20 protein-coding genes are annotated in these 18,790 nt (G+C 69.1%); 5 read left to right on the plus strand and 15 right to left on the minus strand.

Features of this window, described 5'->3' with window-relative positions:
• Nucleotides 1-178: 178 nt before the first annotated feature.
• Complete coding sequence (locus ACYVGD_RS02095; protein ID WP_460741319.1) at nt 179-562, plus strand: cupin domain-containing protein; 384 nt, start codon at nt 179-181, stop codon at nt 560-562.
• A gap of 81 nt (nt 563-643) precedes the next feature.
• On the opposite strand, the gene ACYVGD_RS02100 is transcribed toward ACYVGD_RS02095, so the two are convergent.
• From ACYVGD_RS02100 to kynA, 6 genes are all read right to left on the minus strand, one after another.
• Nucleotides 644-1,555, minus strand: a complete 912-nt coding sequence (locus ACYVGD_RS02100; protein ID WP_460741320.1) for a LysR substrate-binding domain-containing protein — start codon at nt 1,553-1,555, stop codon at nt 644-646.
• The gene (gene ahpF / locus ACYVGD_RS02105) at nt 1,552-3,189 is read right to left on the minus strand and encodes an alkyl hydroperoxide reductase subunit F (RefSeq protein ID WP_460741321.1); all 1,638 of its coding nucleotides are present in this window, start codon (nt 3,187-3,189) and stop codon (nt 1,552-1,554) included. Before ahpF ends, ACYVGD_RS02100 begins: the two co-directional genes overlap by 4 nt.
• Nucleotides 3,190-3,388: 199 nt before the next feature.
• Nucleotides 3,389-3,964, minus strand: coding sequence for an alkyl hydroperoxide reductase subunit C (gene ahpC / locus ACYVGD_RS02110; RefSeq protein WP_460741322.1), 576 nt, complete (start codon nt 3,962-3,964; stop codon nt 3,389-3,391).
• A 341-nt stretch (nt 3,965-4,305) separates the two neighbouring features.
• The gene (locus tag ACYVGD_RS02115) at nt 4,306-4,611 is read right to left on the minus strand and encodes a hypothetical protein (RefSeq protein ID WP_460741323.1); all 306 of its coding nucleotides are present in this window, start codon (nt 4,609-4,611) and stop codon (nt 4,306-4,308) included.
• A complete protein-coding gene (locus ACYVGD_RS02120) occupies nt 4,611-5,834 on the minus strand; it encodes a kynureninase (protein WP_460741324.1) in 1,224 nt (407 codons plus the stop codon). The genes ACYVGD_RS02115 and ACYVGD_RS02120 overlap by 1 nt, the downstream gene beginning before the upstream one ends.
• A gap of 2 nt (nt 5,835-5,836) precedes the next feature.
• On the minus strand, nt 5,837-6,772 hold the full coding sequence (gene kynA, locus ACYVGD_RS02125) for a tryptophan 2,3-dioxygenase (protein WP_460741325.1): 936 nt from the start codon (nt 6,770-6,772) through the stop codon (nt 5,837-5,839).
• A gap of 86 nt (nt 6,773-6,858) precedes the next feature.
• Between kynA and ACYVGD_RS02130 the strand changes: the two genes are divergently transcribed.
• Both ACYVGD_RS02130 and ACYVGD_RS02135 read left to right on the plus strand, forming a co-directional pair.
• Nucleotides 6,859-7,500 (plus strand): HAD-IA family hydrolase, encoded by a 642-nt coding sequence (locus tag ACYVGD_RS02130; protein ID WP_460741326.1) that lies wholly within the window; start codon nt 6,859-6,861, stop codon nt 7,498-7,500.
• A 4-nt stretch (nt 7,501-7,504) separates the two neighbouring features.
• Complete coding sequence (locus ACYVGD_RS02135) at nt 7,505-7,729, plus strand: RNA-binding S4 domain-containing protein (RefSeq protein ID WP_460741327.1); 225 nt, start codon at nt 7,505-7,507, stop codon at nt 7,727-7,729.
• Between the two features lie 39 nt (nt 7,730-7,768).
• Here the strand turns inward: ACYVGD_RS02135 and ACYVGD_RS02140 are convergent, their stop codons facing one another.
• The 9 genes from ACYVGD_RS02140 to dnaK all read right to left on the minus strand — a co-directional run bounded on the left by ACYVGD_RS02140 (nt 7,769) and on the right by dnaK (nt 16,630).
• Complete coding sequence (locus ACYVGD_RS02140; protein WP_460741328.1) at nt 7,769-8,425, minus strand: hypothetical protein; 657 nt, start codon at nt 8,423-8,425, stop codon at nt 7,769-7,771.
• Between the two features lie 46 nt (nt 8,426-8,471).
• Nucleotides 8,472-8,936, minus strand: coding sequence for a hypothetical protein (locus ACYVGD_RS02145; protein ID WP_460741329.1), 465 nt, complete (start codon nt 8,934-8,936; stop codon nt 8,472-8,474).
• 119 nt (nt 8,937-9,055) lie between these two features.
• Entirely contained in the window at nt 9,056-10,228 is a 1,173-nt protein-coding gene (locus tag ACYVGD_RS02150) for an alpha-amylase family protein (RefSeq protein ID WP_460741330.1), read from the minus strand.
• Nucleotides 10,229-10,420: 192 nt separating this feature from the next.
• Complete coding sequence (locus ACYVGD_RS02155; protein WP_460741331.1) at nt 10,421-11,074, minus strand: GTP pyrophosphokinase; 654 nt, start codon at nt 11,072-11,074, stop codon at nt 10,421-10,423.
• Between the two features lie 126 nt (nt 11,075-11,200).
• Nucleotides 11,201-12,244, minus strand: a complete 1,044-nt coding sequence (locus ACYVGD_RS02160; RefSeq protein ID WP_460741332.1) for a golvesin C-terminal-like domain-containing protein — start codon at nt 12,242-12,244, stop codon at nt 11,201-11,203.
• Between the two features lie 97 nt (nt 12,245-12,341).
• Entirely contained in the window at nt 12,342-12,791 is a 450-nt protein-coding gene (locus ACYVGD_RS02165) for a heat shock protein transcriptional repressor HspR (RefSeq protein WP_460741333.1), read from the minus strand.
• Nucleotides 12,788-13,951, minus strand: a complete 1,164-nt coding sequence (dnaJ, locus tag ACYVGD_RS02170; protein ID WP_460741334.1) for a molecular chaperone DnaJ — start codon at nt 13,949-13,951, stop codon at nt 12,788-12,790. The genes ACYVGD_RS02165 and dnaJ overlap by 4 nt, the downstream gene beginning before the upstream one ends.
• Nucleotides 13,952-14,023: 72 nt before the next feature.
• Nucleotides 14,024-14,644: a nucleotide exchange factor GrpE gene (gene grpE, locus ACYVGD_RS02175; RefSeq protein ID WP_460741335.1), complete on the minus strand. Its 621-nt coding sequence runs from the start codon at nt 14,642-14,644 to the stop codon at nt 14,024-14,026.
• 111 nt (nt 14,645-14,755) lie between these two features.
• Nucleotides 14,756-16,630: a molecular chaperone DnaK gene (gene dnaK / locus ACYVGD_RS02180; RefSeq protein WP_460741336.1), complete on the minus strand. Its 1,875-nt coding sequence runs from the start codon at nt 16,628-16,630 to the stop codon at nt 14,756-14,758.
• A gap of 285 nt (nt 16,631-16,915) precedes the next feature.
• Between dnaK and ACYVGD_RS02185 the strand changes: the two genes are divergently transcribed.
• Both ACYVGD_RS02185 and ACYVGD_RS02190 read left to right on the plus strand, forming a co-directional pair.
• On the plus strand, nt 16,916-17,818 hold the full coding sequence (locus ACYVGD_RS02185) for an ABC transporter substrate-binding protein (protein WP_460741337.1): 903 nt from the start codon (nt 16,916-16,918) through the stop codon (nt 17,816-17,818).
• A 3-nt stretch (nt 17,819-17,821) separates the two neighbouring features.
• Nucleotides 17,822-18,784, plus strand: a complete 963-nt coding sequence (locus tag ACYVGD_RS02190; RefSeq protein ID WP_460741338.1) for an amino acid ABC transporter permease — start codon at nt 17,822-17,824, stop codon at nt 18,782-18,784.
• Nucleotides 18,785-18,790 lie beyond the last annotated feature (6 nt).

An 18,790-nucleotide genomic window follows, 5' to 3' on the forward strand; every position in this document is an offset into this window, starting at 1 on the left:
CCCGCTCTCACAGCCTGACCCCCAACGAAGGAACACCCACCGCTACACCACTACCCGGGACTTGACCGTCGGTCCACGTCGGGCGGCGCCTGGGGCGTGACGCCACCAGCATCGGGCCCGCCGGTCGGAGGCGCGTACGCGACTCCTAAGGTCGAGGGACCGGACACGAGGAGGAACCATGACCGAGCAGGACCCCACCGAGGGCCACGTCGACCAGAGCCGGCGCGCCGGCACCGACGAGGGCACCACCACCGAGGTGCGCGAGATCGTCGGCCAGTCCACCGGCCGCAACGGGCGCCCCGGTGCGAAGGCCGTCCTCGACAACGACAGCGCCAAGATCGTCGCGTTCGAGTTCGCCGCCGGTGACGAGCTGCGCGAGCACGCGGCGCGTCACCCCGTCCTGATCCAGGTGATGCGCGGCCGCGTCGAGTTCACGCTGCCCGACCGCACGATCGAGCTGCAGCCCGGTGAGGTGCTCCACCTGACGCCGATGCTGCGCCACGCCGTGAAGGCCGTCGAGCCCACCACGCTGACGGTGACGATGCTCCTGCCGCACGACTGAGCCCGATCGTCCCCATCCGGCCTCCAGAAGCGCCCGCACGGGCGTGTCGTCGCGGCGTCGGGACGATCGAGCTCGCGCAGCTCAGTCCAGAACCGTGACCGGCATGCGGACCGCGGCCTCGCGCAGTGCCGCGGCGACGTCGACGAGCAGGTCGCGGTGGACGTGCGTACGCCGCCAGACGAGCGCGATGTCACGGTGGGGTGCGGGGTCGACGAACTCGCGCAGCACCAGCCCGGGGTTCGGCTGGACGGGGGACGAGACCGCCAGCCGCGGCAGGAGCGTGACACCCACGCCGGACGCAACCATGTGGCGCAGCGTCTCCAGCGACGTGGCCTGGAACCCGCGTCGCTCCTGCGCGCCGGACAGCTTGCACACCGCGAGCGCCTGGTCGCGCAGGCAGTGGCCGTCGCTGAGCAGGAGGAGGTCCTCGCTGGCCAGGTCGGCGGACGCGACCGGTCCGGCGGTGGCCATCTCGTGGTCGGCGGGTGCGGCGAGGAGGAAGTCCTCGCGCAGCAGCGGCTCGACGTGCAGCGACTCGTCCAGCACGGGCAGCGCGACGAGCGCGGCGTCCAGCGATCCCGCCCGCAGCGAGTCCAGCAGCACCTCGGTCTTGTCCTCGGTGAGCAGCAGCTCGAGGTCGGGGAACGCCTGGTGAAGCGGTCCGACGATGTGCGGCAGCAGGTACGGAGCGAGCGTCGGGAAGGCGCCGATCCGCACCGACCCCGCGTGGGGCGACTGCGCACGCTGCGCGATCTGCCGGATCTCCTCGACCTCGGCGAGCACGCGCCGGGCCCGGCGTACGACCCGCTCACCGGCGGCGGTGAACAGGACCTGCCGGGAGCCGCGCTCGATGAGGTCGACCCCCAGCTCGGCCTCCAGCTTCTTGAGCTGGGTGGACAGCGTCGGCTGCGAGACGTACGCAGCCGACGCCGCCCGACCGAAGTGACGGTGCTCGTCGAGCGCGACCAGGTATTCCAGGTCTCGGAGGTTCACGCGAGGCTGGACTCGTTCGGCACGTTGTCGCGCTCGCCGGTGTCGGCGGGCTCGCTGCCGACCTGGGCGGGCGCCTGGCGGATCATGTGGTCGAAGGCCGCGAGCGCGGCGGTGGCGCCCTGGCCCATCGAGATCACGATCTGCTTGTACGGCACGGTGGTGCAGTCACCGGCCGCGAAGATGCCGGGGATGTTGGTGGCGGTGCGGTCGTCGACCTTGACCTCGTGGCGCTCGGTCATCTCGACGCCGGAGTCCTTCAGCCACTCCGTCACCGGCAGCAGGCCGATCTGGACGAAGACGCCGGTGACGTCGATCTGCTTCTCCTCACCGGAGGTGCGGTCCTCGTACTTCAGGCCCGTCACCTGGCCGCCATCACCGACGACCTCGGTGGTACGCGCCGACGTGATGACGTCGACGTTCGACAGCGACTCGAGCTTGCGGAGCAGGACGGTGTCGGCCTTGAGCTCGTCGAGGAACTCGACGACGGTCACGTGGCCGACGACACCGGCGAGGTCGATCGCGGCCTCGACACCGGAGTTGCCGCCGCCGATGACGGCGATCGGCTTGCCCTTGAACAGCGGGCCGTCGCAGTGGGGACAGAACGTGACGCCCTTGTTGCGGTACTCCTGCTCGCCGGGGACGCCGAGCGTACGCCAGCGCGCGCCCGTGGAGATGATGACGTTCTTGGCCTGCAGCTCGCCGCCACCTTCGAAGACGACCTTGTGGAGGCCACCCTCCTCGGAGGCGGGCACGAGCTTCTCGGCGCGGACGGACTTCATGACGTCCATCTCGTAGCGCGACATGTGGTCCTCGAGCGCGGCGGCCAGCTGCGGCCCCTCGGTGTAGGGAACGGAGATCAGGTTCTCGATGGACATGGTGTCGAGGACCTGACCGCCGATGCGCTCGCCGGCGATGCCGGTGCGGATGCCCTTGCGGGCCGAGTAGATCGCGGCCGCGGCGCCGGCGGGGCCACCGCCGACGACGAGCACGTCGAAGGGATCCTTCTCGTCGAGGCCCTTCGAGGCGCGCTCGGCCGCACCGTGGTCCAGCTTGGCGACGAAGTCGGCGATGTCCATGCGGCCGGAGCCGAACTCCTCACCGTTCAGGTAGATGGTCGGGACGGCCATGATGCGGCGCTCCTCGACCTCGCTCTGGAACAGCGACCCCTCGACGGCGGTGTGCTTGATGTTCGGGTTCAGCACGGCCATCGCGTTGAGCGCCTGCACGACGGTCGGGCAGTTCTGGCACGACAGCGACATGTAGGTGACGAACTCGTACTCGCCGGGCAGGTTCTTGACCGCCTCGACGATGTCCTCGGACTCCTTGACCGGGTGGCCGCCGACCTGCAGCAGTGCCAGGACCAGCGACGAGAACTCGTGGCCGAGCGGGAGACCGGCGAAGCGTACGGCGATCTCCGGCTGGCTCGGGCGGACGATCGCGAACGACGGCTTGCGTTCGTCGTCGTCGACCCGCTTGTGGGTCACCTTGTCGGAGCACGCGGCGATCTCGTCGAGCAGCTCCGCCATGTCCTTCGACTTGGGCAGGGAGTCGTCGAGCGAGGACTGCAGTTCGATCGGCTCGCGCACGTTCTCCAGGAGCTGCTTCAGCTGGGCGATGAGGTCTTGGTCGAGCACGTTTCCTCCAAATGGGTACGCCGATGTACGCCGGGTCCGGCGTACGGTCTTGACAGGTTCGAGTTCTGGACGCGGCAAGCGATTCGGCCGGGCCGAAGAGCCAGCGATGTTCAGACCTCAGGTGTCCCGCCTCCAGCGAGCGCAGCGGACTCCTCGTCTCGCTGCGCTCGCTCGGAGAGCGGTGGTGATCAGACCTGAATCAGATCTTGCCCACGAGGTCGATGCCCGGCTTCAGCGTCTGGGCGTTCTCGGCCTCTTCCCACTTGGCGGGGCAGACCTCGCCCGGGTGGTTGCGGACGTACTGGGCGGCCTTGACCTTGCGCAGCGTGTCCTCGGCGCGACGACCAACGCCCTCGCAGGTGACCTCCATGGCCTGGATGACGCCATCGGGGTCGATGATGAACGTGGCACGGTCGGCCTGGCCGGCGCCCTCACGCATGTTCTGAAAGTTGTTCGTGATGACGCCGTTGGAGTCGTTCAGCATGTAGTAGTTAATCTTGCTGATCTCTGCGGAGGCGTCGTGCCAGGCCTTGTGCACGAAGTGGGAGTCGGTCGAGACGGCGAAGACCTCGACGTCAAGACCCTTGAGCTCCTCGTAGATCTCGGCCATGTCGGCGAGCTCGGTCGGGCAGACGAAGGTGAAGTCGGCCGGGTAGAAGATGAACACGGCCCACTTGCCGAGCACGTCGGCGTCGGAGACCTCGACGAAGTCCTTCTCGGTGGCCTTGAAGGCCATGGTCTTGAACGGGAGGATCTTGGTGTTGATGAGCGACATCTGGGTCTGTCTCCTTCGTCAGTGGTGGACTGCTTTCGATAAGAATCGTATATCAAACCGGCAAAGTTTGACAGCCAGAGTCAATCGTTTGTGACAATCCTTGCGATAGGCGTGACCTATGCGAACTATCCACTTCGATCAACCCTGACCGGGGCCAGACACCAGACTGCCCCACGCCTCCGACAGGAGACCACAGGGGTCCCGGATACCAGAACGCACGTCTGGCGTCGCCCGTCGAGAGCCTGCGACATGTGGCAAGAGGCACACCTCGGATCGCTTCGAATCGTGCCGTCGCCGTCGCACCCGCGACGTCCACCTCGACCCGTCGCTGATCGACCCGATCAGCGCGGGACCCAGCGTCCCTTCACACGGCGCAGCACCTGCAAGCGACCGGTGCGCGCGACGACCGCGACATGCTCGCGCATGGCCTCGGCGCACGCATGGGCGTCGCTGACCTCCTCGGCGTCCGACGAGTTCGCCACGGTGAAACGCACGAGGATCTGCGGTACGCCGCGGCGGATGTCGACGTCCTTCGCCTCCACCGTGGTGCGGCTGCCGACGGCCTCCACCGCGCGGTCGAGCACCTCCTCGGGCCGGTGGCCCGGGCGCAGGTCGAGGATCTGCAGGGTGGCGCGGAACGACGGCATCAGGCGTACGCGGCGGCGACGTCCGCGATCACGTCGAGCGCGGCGGCGACCTCGGCGTACGACGTGGACAACGGCGACAGACCCAGCCGGATGCCGTCGGGGTTGCGGAAGTCGGGGACGACCTCGCGCGACCACAACTCGGCACACATCTCCCGGGCCCGCGGGTGGGACAGGGTGACGTGCCCGCCGCGGACGTCGCGGTCGCGCGGCGAGACCACGCGCACGCCGGGCAGCGCGTCGGCCGCCTCCACGACGAACTCACCGAGCGTGGCGGCCTTCTCGCGCACCGTGCCCAGACCGACCTCGTCGATCAGGGCCACGGTGTCGGCGATGCCGACCATGCCGAGCACCGGCGGCGTACCGGAGATGAACCTGCGCATGCCCTGCCCCGGCGCATAGCCGGGGCCCATCTCGAACGGGTCGGCGTGGCCCATCCAGCCCTGGATCGGCTGCACCAGCCGCTCCTGCAGGCGCGCGGTCACGTAGCCGAACGCCGGGGCGCCGGGGCCGCCGTTGAGGAACTTGTACGTGCAGCCCACCGCCAGGTCGACGTCGTGGGCGTCGAGGTCGGAGACGACGACCCCGGCGGAGTGGCACAGGTCCCACAGCACCAGCGCGCCGGCATCATGGCAGGCCGCGGTGATGGCGGGCAGGTCGGCGACGTACGCGGACTTGTACGCCACGTGCGACAGCAGCACGACGGCCGTGCGCTCGGTCAGCGCCTCGGTCACCTGGCCGAGCGTGACCCCCGCATCGGGGTCGGGGGTGATCCAGACCAGCTCCAGGCCGTGCTCGCGGGCCACCCCCTCGGCGACGTAGCGGTCGGTCGGGAAGTTCTCGGTGTCGACGACGAGCTGGTCGCGGCCCTGCGGCGCGGCGGCCACTGCGGCGCGCAGCAGCTTGTAGAGCATGACGGTCGTCGAGTCACCGATCACAGTCTGGCCGGCGGCCGCACCCAGGCACACCCGGCCGAGCTCGTCGCCGAGCCGCAGCGGCAGGTCCATCCACTGCTCGTCCCACGAGCGGATCAGGCGCGTGCCCCAAGCTCCCTCGATCAGCTCGTTGATCCGTCGCTGTGTCGCCTTCAGCGGGCGACCGAGCGAGTTGCCGTCGAGGTACGCCTGCACGGCTGTCTCGCCCTCGCCCATAGGGACGAACAGGTCACGGGTGCGGGCCAGGGGGTCTGCGGCGTCGAGCTCTGCGGCGCGGGCACGAAGGTCCATGGTCACTCCTCGTCTCGTTGCGCTCGCTCGGAGGCCGGGGAAACAGCAGCTCGCTCGGAGAACGGGTTCGGCAGGTCGCGGATCTCGGTGCGTACCGCGTACAGCTCGGGGAAGAACGTGAGGTCGAGCGCGCGCTGGAGGAAGCCGACGCCTGACGAGCCGCCGGTGCCGGTCTTCATGCCGATGGTGCGCTGCACGGTCTTGAGGTGGCGGAAGCGCCACTGCTGGAAGTTCTCCTCGAGGTCGACGAGCTCCTCGCAGGCCTCGTAGACGTCCCAGTGGTCCTCGGCGTTCTCGTAGATGTCGGTGAGCACGCGCACGAGGTCGTCGTCCATCACGTGGGCGACCGTCACGTCACGCTCGAGCACGGAGGCGGGGATCGCGTACCCGCGGCGGGCGAGGCAGCGCAGGAACTCGTCGTACAGGCTCGGCGCCTCGAGCACCTCGGCGAGGACGGCGTGCGCGGCAGGGTCGGACTCGTGGACCTTGAGCATGCCGCGGTGCTTGTTGCCGAGCGCGAACTCCACGGCGCGGTACTGCCACGACTGGAACCCCGACGCCTTGCCGAGGAAGCTGCGGAACTCGGCGTACTCGGTGGGGGTGAGGGTCGCCAGCACCGACCACTGCTCGGTGAGGGTGCGCTGGATGTGCTTGACGCGGGCGACGCGCTTGAGGGAGATACGCATCTCGTCGCGCGCCAGCAGCTCCATCGCCGAGCGGATCTCGTGGAGCATCAGCTTCAGCCACAGCTCGGAGGTCTGGTGTTGGATGATGAACAGCAGCTCGTCGTGGTGCTCGGGCTGCGACACCGGGTGCTGGGAGGCCAGCAGCGTGTCGAGGCCCAGGTAGGAGCCGTAGGTCATCTGCCGGCGAAGGTCGGTGTGGATGCCCTGCTCGAGCGCACGGGTGTTGCCGGCGCGGGTGTCGTCGTCACTCACGTCGCGACCATATGGTCGACCCCGCGGACGTGTCCACACGCCTTCCCCGTCCCGGACGCCACCGGGGCCGGTGGGAGACTTGTGGCATGTACCGGCACCTCTTCTGGGACCAGGGCGGGACGCTCGTCGACACCTATCCCCAGCTGGACGCGGCCCTGGCCGCGGTCGTCAGGCGCCACGGCCACGCGATCGACCTGCTCGAGGTGGCGCGACTGACGCGCCGGTCGACCGACGAGGCGATCGACGCGCTCGCCGAGCGGTACGCCATCGACCGCGACGAGCTCGCGCAGGCCAACACCGACCTGAAGCGCCGCTGGGAGACCGAGCCCGCACCCGCGATGCCGGGGGCGCGCAGGCTGCTCGCCGACGTACGCGCCGCGGGCGGGCTGAACCTGGTGGTCACCCACCGCGACCGGGCGAGCGCGACGTCGCTTCTGTCGGGTCTGGGGCTGGTCGTCGACGACCTCGTGTCGGCGGGTGACGGCTACCCGCGCAAGCCTGACCCGACGATGTTCAGCGTCCTGCTGGAGCGCCACGGCCTCGACCCGGCCGACTGCCTGGCCGTCGGCGACCGGCCGATCGACGCCGTCGCGGCCCACGGCGCGGGAATCCGCGCGGTGATGCTGGAGAACCCGGACATGCCGGTCGACGACGACGCCGACCACGAGGTGCCCTCGCTCGAGGACCTGCGTCCGCTGCTGGGCCTGCCGCCGCGTACGGGAGAATGACGCCATGACTGAACCCATCCGCCTCGGGCAATTCCTCAAGTACGTCGGGCTGGCCGACACCGGCGGCGAGGCGCGCGAGTGGATCCAGGGCGGCCGGGTGAAGGTCGACGGCGAGGTCGAGACGCGACGTGGGCGCCAGCTCGCCGACGGGATGAAGATCGACGTACGCCTGCCCGACGGCACCGTGAAGCACCTGGTCGTCGGCGTGGAGTACGACCCGTTCGCGTGACCATCGCCCAGACCTGCGCGTACGAGCCGCGGGGCTGGCTCAGCGCCCGGCCGCCCGGCGTACGCCACCGCGCCAGGCGGCGGCGAGGTCGTCGTCGGCGGGCACACGCTCGCCCACGAAGATCGCGACGGTATTGCCGTAGCGCACGAACCTCAGCTCGCGCCGCAGCGTCTGGAACCGGAACCGCCCCACCGACTCGATGGAGAACCCGCGCAGCACCGCGCCGTCGATCTCCCGCTCGCCGCTGGCGGTGACCTTCAACCACTCGGCGCCGCAGCCCTCGTAGCGGTCGACGAGCGTCTCGTACGCGTCCTGCGCGGCCGGGCCGTCGGCGAACGCGCCGCTGAACACCACCCCGGAGTCCTTCTCGCTCTCGGCGACCCAGATCTGCTCGACGGGCGCGAACGTCTGGGCCATGGCACCCTCGCAGAAGCCCGCGCCGAGCGTGCCCGCGCGGTCCTGGTAGGGCCACGCCCACGACGTCTCCCCGACGGTGAGCCGGGGCTCGAACACCGCACCGAGCTGTTGCTGGGTCACCACGACCGGAGCGAGCCAGCGCATCGCCGGCGGGACGACGAGGACCGCCAGGGCGACCACCGCGGCCACAAGGACGACCAACGGCGCGAGCCACACCGGGGGTTCCCAGCGTGACTCGGCCGCGTCGAGCTCCTCGACGAGTGGCTCGCGGTCGGGCATGTGTCGATTGTCCCCGGCCGACGCGTGCGCCACCAGTCCCCGTTGATCAGACCAGGAAGCTGACCCCGGCGACGGCGAGGCCACCGAAGACGAGCGCCCACAGCGCGATGCCGGCGGCGGTCCAGCGCACGACCCGCTCCGGGCGGGCGCCGAGGCCGACGAGCGTGGGGGCCACGATCTGGTTGGGGACGACCATCTGGCCGAAGAGGCAGACGGGGATCAGCCCCCAGCGGTCGAGGGCGCGGCGGATCTTCGCCTGGCGCGGCGTCTCGTCACGGCCGGCGGTGAGGCGATTGCGTACGCCGGTCGCGCCGCGCACCAGCAGGGTGATGACCGCCAGGTTGCCCGCGGCGGCGAGCAGGACCGCCAGCGGCAGCGGCAGCCCGGCCACCACGCCCAACGTGGCCGCGAAGTGGGACTCCACCAGCGGGATCATCGACAGCACGAGGACCCCCAGCCATTGGAGAGGGGGCGGGAGCTGTGCGGTGAACTGATGCAGGGTCTCGATCATGGGGATGGCTCCTTCTCGTAAAGACATCTCCATCGTGGGGTCGGTTCGGCGACCTGCCCGGTGCGTGGGCTCACGGCTTCGGATGAGCCGCTCACGGCCCCGCCATGACATGTGTCACCTCAGCGGCGGAACAGCTCCCCGGAGCCGTCGCGGACCACCACCGACACGGGGTCGAGGCTGATCGCGACCTCGAGCCGCTCCCCCGCCGGGCCGTGGCAGGCGTACGTCATCTCGGTGTTGGTGAGCGCGAGCTTCTCGGTGCGGGCACGCACGAGCCAGGGGTTGCGGCGGCGGATGCCGATGAGCTCTTGGTGGGTGCGGAGCATCTCGTGGCCGAGCGCGACCTCGTCGGGGGTCGCGGGCATGAGCGGCCGGACCTCGTCGTCACCGCCGACGCGCTCGTACTTCTCACCGGCGTAGGCGTACTCGTCGCCGTAGTAGACCGACGGGACGCCGCCGACCGTCATCAGCACGGTGGTGGCGACGACGGCGCCGTCCGCGCCGACCTTCGTGGCGATGCGGGTCACGTCGTGGTTGCCGACGAACGTCAGCGGCACGAACGTGTCGAGGAAGCTGTTGTGGCGCTGCAGCGCCCAGTCGAGCTCGAAGAGGTTCTTGTCGGTGATCGACGACCAGGTGGCCTTCCACAGCTCGTAATCGGTGACGGAGTCCATCGTCGAGGCCTGCACGATGCCCGGGTAGTCGCCGTGGATGACCTCGCCGACGAACCATGCGTCGGGGAACTCCTCGCGGACCGGGGGCAGCACGTGGGTCCAGAACTCGGCCGGGGTGGCGTACGCCGCGTCTAGGCGCCAGCCGTCGACGCCACGGCGCAGCCAGTGCCTCATCACGTCGGCGACGTACGCATGCACCTCCGGGTTGGCGTGGTCGAGCTCGACGAGCGCGTCGTGGCCCTCGAAGCACCAGGGGTGCCCCTCGGGCGAGCGCTTCCACCAGTCCTCGTGGCCGAACGAGCGGCCGACGTGGTTGAAGACGCCGTCGAGGACGATGCGCAGGCCGCGGCCCTTCGCCTCGGCGACGAACGCGTCGAAGTCGGCGTCGTCGCCCAGGCGCGGGTCGATGCGGAGGTGGTCGGTGGTGTCGTAGCCGTGCGACTCGGAGGCGAACACCGGGCCGAGCAGCAGCCCCGACGCGCCGAGCTCGACGGCGTGGTCGAGCCAGGCGCCCATATGGCCGAAGCGGTGGCCCTCGTCGCCGGCGGCCTGGGCGCCGGTGAAGCCCAGCGGGAAGACGTGCCAGAAGATCGCGTGGTCAGTCCACTCGGTGCTCATGCTTCTCCTTCGGATCACTGGTGAGTCAGACTCACCTGCTTGGTGAGGTCCACAAGTATTTCGACGACAAGCCGGGGCTCTACACCGAGGTCGTGGCACGCGCCGTGGACGACCTGCGGGCCCGCCAGTGCGCGGCGCTGGTCGACGGGGCGTTGGGCGCCATCGAGCGGCCCTGGGCGGCTGGGGCTGACATCAGCCCGGATGCATCTCCCGGTGCAGCGCCTGCATCTTCTCGTCCAGGCGCATGGCCACGTCTGCGGCGGAGGTGAGCTCCTCCAGCAGCGTGGGTGGCACCTGGCCGACGTACTTGTAGTTGATCTTGTGCTGCAGCGCCGCCCAGAAGTCCATCGCCGAGGTGCGGATCTGGATCTCCACCCGGCTCGTAGTCGGTCCCGACGCCAGGTGGACGGGCGTGTCCACGATGAGGTGCAGCGACCGGTAGCCGTTCGGCTTGGGGTTGTTCACATAGTCCTTCAGCTCGACGAGGTGGATGTCGGGCTGCTGCAGGATCATGTCGCGCACCGATGACACGTCGGACAGGAACGACACGACCACACGTACGCCGGCCAGGTCGGGGATGTGGTCGGCGAAGGCCTCCAGCGTGAGCGGCACCCCGAGCAGCGTGGCCTTGCGGAGCAGCGACTCAGGCGTCTTGAGCCGGGCCGAGACGTGTTCGATCGGACAGTCGCCCGGCCCCGACAGCAGGTCTTCACGCAGGATGTTGATCTTCGTCATGACCTCGTCGAGGCCGAACTTGTACTCCTGCATGAAGCGACGGAATCCCTCCACCTCGGACAGCGTGTCCGGGCGGGACTGGTGCACTTCACGTTCGGTCGACACAGCCATCCATGATCCCACACCATCGGAAGCCCACCCCCGCTCCCCGAGCGAAGGCCGCCTGCGGCCGAAGACGAGGAGCTCCTCGTCTCGCTGGCGCTCGCTCGGAGAACGGAGACCGCATCGCGGTCGGAGTCAGGCGACGCGGATGATGCGCACCGCGTCGGCGACGACGAGGCCCTCGGCCGAGGTCCAGCGCGAGACGCCCACGACATCGCGGTCACCCGCGGCCAGATCGTAGGTGCCGAGCGACTTCCAGGTGCCGCCACCAGTGGTCTGGTCGACCGTCACGACCTTCTGGCCGGCGGAGGTCACGACGACGTGCGGGGCCGCCTTCGAGTAGCCGGAGCCGGACGGATGACGGACCTCGATGCGGTAGCGCCCCTTCGTCGGCACGTCGAACCTGTACCAGGCGGCGTCGGCGACGGCCTCGGGCTGGGTGAAGCGATAGTCCGCACCCATGCGCTGCGAGGAGTACGCCGAGACGCCCCAGCTCGACGACGCCGTGAAGCGGTCGGCATCGCCGTTGTCGACGACCTGGGTGGGCTTCGGCGTCTGGGTGGGCTTCGGCGTCTGGGTGGGGGTCGGAGTGGGCTTCGGCGTCGGGGTCGGCTTGTTGTAGCGGTAGAGGTCGTACTGCTTCATCTTGGCGATGATCTTGTCGGCATAGCCGGGATCGGTGGCGTATCCGCCCTTGTGGACCTCGCGGATGAACTGATCGGCGTCGTCGGTGTGCTTGAAGGCCTCGACATACCAGGGGCGCGACTTCAGGAAATAGCCATGGTCGTAGAACGAGTCGGTGTCGGTGCGGTACTGACGGAAGGGCTCCTTCACGACGACCCACTCACCGTTGATGTATTCCTTGGTGTCGCGGAAGGTGCACTCCTTCATCGCGAACGGGCCGTTGTCACCCTCGGGCCTGCACTTGATGCCGAAAAAGTTCCGGGCCTCCTTCGTGAGGTCGGACTCGCCCCAGCCGGACTCGATGATCGCTTGCGCGATGGTGACGGAGGCAGGCACGCCGTGCTTGGCCTGGTCGGCCTGGGCCATGGGGGCCACACGCTCGATGAAGGCCTTCTGCTCAGCGGCATCGGCGGCGGACGCGCTCGGGACGGCGACGACAGCGGTGGTGACGGCGGCCGAGGCCGCCGCGACCGCGTACAGGGCACGTAGCTTCATGGTGGATTTCCTTCGGGGGTCGGGAGGTCCCCCACGCTAGGTGGGTCCGCCCGGACACGCGTCGTCGGAAGTCCCGGAATGATCCTCTATGGACGCCTCAGCGGCCGGGGAGCGCGCGGGGAGCACGCCACTGGCGGGCCGCACGCTGCTCGGCCGGGGTCAGACGCACGCCCCCGGTCTGGTCGGCGGTGAACACGCGCGACCCGGCGGGCGCGGAGTGGGCCATGCGCAGCAGCTCGCGGAGCTCGTCGACCTGGTCGCGCAGCAGGTCCATCTCGGCCTCCATCTCGAGGATGCGGCGGATGCCCTGGAGGTTGATGCCCTCCTCCTGGCTGAGCCGCTGGATGAGGCGCAGCTTCGCGACGTCGCGCGGCGAGTAGCGCCGCCCACGCCCCGACGTACGCCGCGGCGAGACCAGACCCATGCGGTCGTAGGACCGCAGGGTCTGGGGGTGCATGCCCGACAGCTGGGCGGCGACCGAGATCACGAAGATCGGCGCGTCCCTGTCGACGAGCTGCAGGCCGTCGCCCGGCGTACGGGGGCTCACGACTCGAGTCTCCGTCGCGGATCGGGCTCGTTGGCGACCGCGGCGTACGCGCGCAGCGCCTCCTGGGCCGCGACGGGCAGCGACTCGGGCACGACGACCTCGACGGTGACGATCAGGTCGGCGTGGGAGCCGTCCTTGCGGGCGACACCGCGGCCGCGTACGCGCAGCTTGCGCCCGTTGGGCGTGCCAGCGGGCACGCGCAGGCGTACCTTCGGCCCCTTGAGCGTGGGCACCTCGATGTCGGCGCCGAGCGCCGCCTCGGTGAACGTGATGGGGACGGTGATTGTCAGGTTGTCGCCGGAGCGATCGAACAGGCCGTGCGGGCGCACGTGGACGATCACATAGAGGTCGCCGGCCGCGCCGCCGTTCTCGCCGGAGCCACCCTTGCCCTTGAGGCGGATGCGCTGGCCGTCGGAGACGCCGGCGGGGATGCGGACCTGCATGGTACGGGTCGACTTCCCGCGGCCGGAGCCGTTGCAGTCGGGGCACGGATCCTCCACGACCAAGCCCCGGCCACGGCAGTCGGGGCAGGGCTCGGAGACGGCGAACACGCCACCCGAGGTGGACGTGCGCATGCCGGAGCCCTGGCAGGTCGCGCAGACCGACGGGACGGTGCCCGAGCGGGCGCCGGTGCCGTGGCACGACTTGCAGGCCTCGGCGGAGACGAGCTGAATCGGGACCGTCGTGCCGTCGACCGAGTCGACGAAGTCGATGGTCACCTCACCCTCGACGTCGGTGCCGCGGCGCGGGCCGCGACCACCGGTCGTACGCGTCGTCCCGCCGCGGGCGCCGCCGCCGAACAGCCCGCCGAACAGGTCACCCAGATCGGCACCCTGCGCGTTGCGGAACAGGTCCTCGGCGGTGGGCGCCCCACCCATGCCACCGCTGCCGCCGCCACGCGGGAAGCGGAAGCCGCCACCCCCTCCGAACAGGCGGCGGGCGTCGTCGTACTCCTTGCGCTTCTTGGTGTCGGACAGCACCGAGTTGGCCTCCGACGCCTCCTTGAATCGCTTCTCGGCCGCGGCGTTGTCGGGGTTCTGGTCGGGGTGGTTCTCGCGGGCGATTCTGCGAAACGCCTTCTTGATCTCGTCGGCACTCGCGTCCTTGGAGACGCCGAGAACCTTGTAGTAGTCCTTCTCGAGCCAGTCCTTGGTGCTCATGGGCGTCTCCTGGGGTCCTTCGGGGGGCTGGACCGGCGGGGCCGGGTCAGCGGCGGTCTTCGGGGGTGCCGATCACTCGGCGGGCACGGCCACGGCCACGCGGGCCGGGCGCACGACGCGGCCCTTGAGGCGGTAGCCCACCTGCATCACGTCCAGGCACTGCGGCTCGGTGACGTCGGGCTGAGGGGCCTGCATCAGCGCGTCGTGGATCTGGGGGTCGAACGGGTCACCCTTCTCGCCATAGGCCTCGAGGCCGTGCTTGGCGGTGACCTTCTCGAGCTCGTCGGCCAGCAGCTTGAAGCCGCCGGTCAGCTCGCCCTCGTGCTCGCGGGCGATGCGCAGGTTGTCGAGCAGCGGCACGAGATCCATCACGACGGCCTCGATGCCGGACAGGCGGGACACGTCGCGGTCGCGGTCGACGCGGCGCTTGTAGTTCACATATTCGGCGTGCAGCCGCTTGAGGTCGTTGGTGCGCTCGTCGAGCTCGGTGCGCAGCCGCGCGGCCTCGTCGTCCTCGGCGGTCGCCGGGGCGGGCTCGTCGGAGGGAGCCTCGGCGGCCGGGGCCGCGTCGTCGGACGTGTCGGTCTTCACCTCGGCCATGGGATCGGCGGGCATGCCCTGCTCGGCCGTGGCCTCGGCGGGGTCGACGCCCTCGGGGGTGCCGGGCTCGGTGCTTGCGTTCTCGTGCGACACGTCTCTCTCCAGGTCAGGTGAAGTTCTGCGGGGGGTTCCCACGGTACGCCGGGCCACGCGGGCCCGGCGTACCGAGGTGGGAGAGCCGGACGGACCGGCCCTCCGCGGGGATCACTTGTTGTCGTTCTTCTCGTCGTCGACGATCTCGGCGTCGACGACATCGTCCTCGGAGCTGGTCGACTCCGACGAGGCCGACTCACCCTCGGCGGACTCCGAGGATGCCTGCTGCTGGGCCGCGGCTGCGGCGTACATGGCCTGGCCCATCGCGGCCGACTTCGTGTTGAGGTCCTCCATGGCCGATTTGATCTTGTCGGTGTCGTCGCCCTCGACGGCCTCCTTCAGCGACTTGAGCGACTCCTCGACCGGGGCCTTGACGTCGTCGCCGATCTTGTCACCGTTCTCCGACAGGAGCTTCTCGGTGCGGAAGACGAGCGCGTCGGCCTCGTTCTTGGTGTCGACGGCCTCACGGCGCTTGCGATCCTCCTCGGCGTGGGCCTCGGCGTCCTTGACCATGCGGTCGATGTCCTCCTTGTTGAGGGCCGATCCGCCGGTCACGGTCATGGACTGCTCCTTGCCGGTGGCGAGGTCCTTCGCGTGGACGTGGACGATGCCGTTGGCGTCGATGTCGAAGGTGACCTCGACCTGCGGGACGCCGCGCGGTGCGGGCATCAGTCCGGTCAGCTCGAAGTTGCCGAGCGACTTGTTGTCGCGGGCGAAGTCACGCTCGCCCTGGTAGACCTGGATCATCACCGAGGGTTGGTTGTCCTCAGCCGTGGTGAACACCTCGGACGACTTGGTCGGGATCGTGGTGTTGCGCTCGATGATCTTGGTCATCACGCCGCCCTTGGTCTCGATACCCAGCGACAGCGGGGTCACGTCGAGCAGCAGGACGTCCTTGACCTCACCCTTGAGCACGCCGGCCTGCAGCGAGGCACCGAGGGCCACGACCTCATCGGGGTTGACGCCCTTGTGGGGCTCCTTGCCGCCGGTAAGCTCCTTGACGAGCTCGGCCACGGCAGGCATGCGGGTCGAGCCACCGACGAGCACGACGTGGTCGATGTCGCCGACGGAGATCTTGGCGTCCTTGACGACAGCATTGAACGGCGCGCGGCAGCGGTCGAGCAGGTCGGCCGTCATCTTCTGGAACTCGGAGCGGGTCAGCTTCTCCTCCAGGTGGAGGGGGCCGGACTCACCGAGGGTGATGTAAGGCAGGTTGATCGACGTCTCGGACGCCGACGACAGCTCGATCTTGGCCTTCTCGGCCGCCTCGGCGAGGCGCTGCTTGGCGATCTTGTCCTGGGACAGGTCGACGCCGTTCTTGTTCTTGAACTGCGACACCAGCCAGTCGACGATCCGGTTGTCCCAGTCGTCGCCGCCCAGCTTGTTGTCGCCGTTGGTCGCCTTGACCTCGAAGAACGACTTGCCGCCCTCGGTGCCGATGTCGAGCAGGGACACGTCGAACGTGCCGCCGCCGAGGTCGAACACGAGGACCATCTGGTCGCCGTCGCCCTTGTCGAGGCCGTACGCCAGCGCGGCCGCAGTGGGCTCGTTGACGATGCGGTCGACGGTCAGGCCAGCGACCTCGCCGGCCTCCTTGGTGGCCTGGCGCTCGGCGTCGGAGAAGTACGCCGGGACGGTGATCACGGCGTTGGTGACGGGCTCGCCGAGGTAGGCCTCCGCGTCACGCTTGAGCTTCATGAGCACGCGGGCCGAGATCTCCTGCGGCGTGTACTTCTTGCCGTCGATGTCGACGTTCCAGTCGGTGCCCATGTGGCGCTTGACCGAACGAATGGTGCGATCGACGTTGGTGACGGCCTGGCGCTTGGCGACCTCGCCGACCAAGACCTCGCCACCCTTGGCGAAGGCGACGACCGACGGCGTGGTGCGGGCGCCCTCGGCGTTGGGGATGACGGTGGGCTCGCCGCCCTCGAGGACGGCGACGACCGAGTTGGTGGTGCCGAGGTCAATGCCTACTGCACGAGCCATGGTGGTTCCTCCAAAGAATCGGGTAACTCAGGATTGAGTCTTCAGGGCTCAACTTGAGCCTCACGAACTCAACTATGCACCTTGAGTCGACCCCACGCAAGGCGGGGTTGAGTCTCTTGGGCTCAATTCAGGGTCGAGTCAGGGTGAGCCCTCCCCCACCTGCCCCGGCCGGTCTCAGGCGGGTCTCAGGCGGGTCACGCCCGCGTACCGAGACGTACAAACTCCTTCCCGGGCCGGGCCGCGCGTGGCACGATGTGCGCACCATCTGCTCGATCTGGAGGATCCATGAAGTCGAAGCCCCTGGCCCTCACGGCCCTGTTGTCCGCCACCGTCCTGTCACTCAGCGCCTGCGGCTCCGACTCGCTGTCGAACAACGGCGGCACCGCGGCGAAGCCCTCCGGCGGTTCGTCCCAGGCCGTCAAGGTCAACGACGCGCTCGCCGCGAAGCTGCCCGAGAAGATCAAGTCCTCCAAGAAGATCGTCGTCGGCACCGACGCCTCCTACGCACCCAACGAGTTCCTCGACGCCGACGGCAAGACCGTCGTCGGCTCGGAGGTCGACCTGTTCAACGCGGTCGCCGCCAAGCTCGGCACGACCGTCGAGTGGCAGCCCTCGTCGTTCGACACGATCATCACCGGCGTCCAGGGCAAGAAGTACGACGTCGGCGTCTCGTCGTTCACCATCAACGACAAGCGCAAGGAGCAGGTCAACATGGTGAGCTACTTCAACGCCGGCACCACGTGGGCAACCGCCAAGGGCAACCCGAAGGGCATCGACCCCGAGAACGTCTGCGGCAAGACGGTCGCCGTCCAGACCGGCACCGTCCAGGACGAGGACGACCTGCCCGTGCGCCAGGAGAAGTGCGGCGGCAACAAGATCAACGTCCTCCAGTTCGAGGGCCAGGACCAGGCCACTGCCGCCGTCGTCTCGGGCCGCGCCGACGCCATGCTGGCCGACTCGCCGATCGTCGCGTACGCGATCAAGCAGTCCAACGGCAAGCTCGAGCAGGTCGGCCAGATGTACGACGCCGCCCCCTACGGCTTCGTCGTGCCGAAGGACCAGACCGAGTTCGCCGAGGCCTTGGCCGAGGCGCTCAAGGAGCTCAAGTCCGAGGGGGGTTACGAGGACGCCCTCAAAAAGTGGGGAACCGAGGGTGGCGCCGTGACCGAGTTCAAGGTCAACCCCTGATCCATGTCGGACACCACGAAGCGACCTGAGACGGCCGGGGACGCCGCCGAACGCCCCGGCCGCATCGAAGCCGTCCCCGTGCGCCACCCGTGGCGCTGGGTGGCCGTGGCCGTCATCGCCGTCCTCCTGGCGATGTTCGTCAACATGCTCCTGTTCAACCCCGCGTTCGACTGGCCGTTCATCTTCGAGGCGATGAACCAGAAGCCCGTCATCGAGGGGTTCATCAAGGGCACCCTCATCGTCACCCTGCTCTCGATGCTCTTCGGTGTCATCGGCGGTGTGATCCTCGCCGTGATGCGCCTGTCCGACAACCCGATCCTTTCGGCTGTGTCGTGGGCGTACACGTGGTTCTTCCGCGCGGTGCCGCGCTACGTGCTCCTGACGATCATGGGCGCGCTCGGCATCGTCTTCCAGGACGGCATCTCGTTCGGCGTGCCCTTCGACTGGAAGATCATGCAACTGCTCGGCATCGACGGGAACATGCGGTTCCTGACGCTCGATGCCAACCAGATCTTCGCGGGCTTCGCCGGTGCCGTGATCGGCATGGCGGCCTCGGAGGCGGCGTACATGGCCGAGATCGCGCGTGCCGGCATCCTTTCGGTCGACCCCGGCCAGAAGGAGGCCGCGCAGGCGCTCGGCATGAGCCCGGGCAAGGCCATGTGGCGCGTCGTGCTGCCGCAGGCCATGCGCGTCATCGTGCCGCCGACGGGCAACGAGACCATCGCCATGCTGAAGGACACCTCGCTGCTCATCGCGATCCCGCTGTCGACCGAGCTGTTCTTCCAGCTGAAGTCGATCGGCTCGCGGACCTATCAGACGTTCCCCGTCCTCATCTCGGCCACGTTGTACTACCTGCTGGCCACCAGCATCCTGATGGTCGGCCAGGCCTGGTTGGAACGTCACTTCGGCAAGGGGTTCGGCGGCAAGAAGCCCGACGTCCCCGTGGGACTGGGAGCAGACCATTGAGCACCG

The sequence above is a fragment of the Mariniluteicoccus endophyticus genome (assembly GCF_054780035.1).